Source organism: Neisseria sp. P0021.S007, assembly GCF_051956855.1.
The window spans coordinates 1-651 of the sequence record NZ_JBQCXA010000624.1 but is presented as its reverse complement, the minus strand read 5'-3'; the positions used below and the strand labels follow the sequence as shown (position 1 = coordinate 651).

Here is a 651-nt window from a genome sequence, read left to right as displayed (position 1 = left end):
TGCCGTCAGCAAATCCAAAACTTCCTGATAGCTCTCGCCGTGCGCGTTCACGCCCGTATTCCACGTAGCGCTGTCGGATTGGAAGTTTTTCTCCGCCAAACCTTTTACAGTAATCGTCCCCGGTTGGCGCAGATTCTTAAACTGCACGCCCAAAATAAACGCCGCAGCCATCAATCCCAGTGCCAACAATACGCCCAAAATCGATAAAGATGAAATCTGTTTTTGTTCGAACATAATCAGCTCCCTCAACAACGTGAGACAGGCGGTTTAAAACAAATATACGCAAGCGGCATAAATGCTGATAACGGCAATCAGGCTGTCCACACGGTCGAACACGCCGCCGTGTCCCGGCAACAGATTGCTGCTGTCTTTGATACCGGCCGCACGTTTGAGCCAGCTTTCCAGCAAATCGCCGCACACGCTAACCACGGTCAGAATCAAGCCGATCAAAATCGTTTTGAACCAACCGGCTTCAAAAGTCAGCCAACCGGCTTTCCATACGATGGTCATGTACACGGCAACGCACAATGCGCCGCCGATCGCACCCTCCCAGCTTTTACCCGGACTGATGGTCGGCGCAATTTTGCGCTTGCCAAACGACTTGCCGCAGAAATACGCGCCAATATCGGCCACCCACACCAAGCCCATAAT

Annotated in this window: 1 protein-coding gene and 1 pseudogene; both read right to left on the bottom strand. The window is 52.1% G+C overall.

Annotated features, from left to right (window positions below; all coding sequences use genetic code 11):
* Positions 1–234 (bottom strand): annotated as a pseudogene (locus ACTHUR_RS15015) (SIMPL domain-containing protein); the annotation flags it as partial.
* 33 nt (positions 235–267) lie between these two features.
* Positions 268–651, bottom strand: a 384-nt coding sequence (locus ACTHUR_RS15010) for a phosphatidate cytidylyltransferase (RefSeq protein WP_440399403.1), incomplete at its 5' end; no start/stop codon positions are given.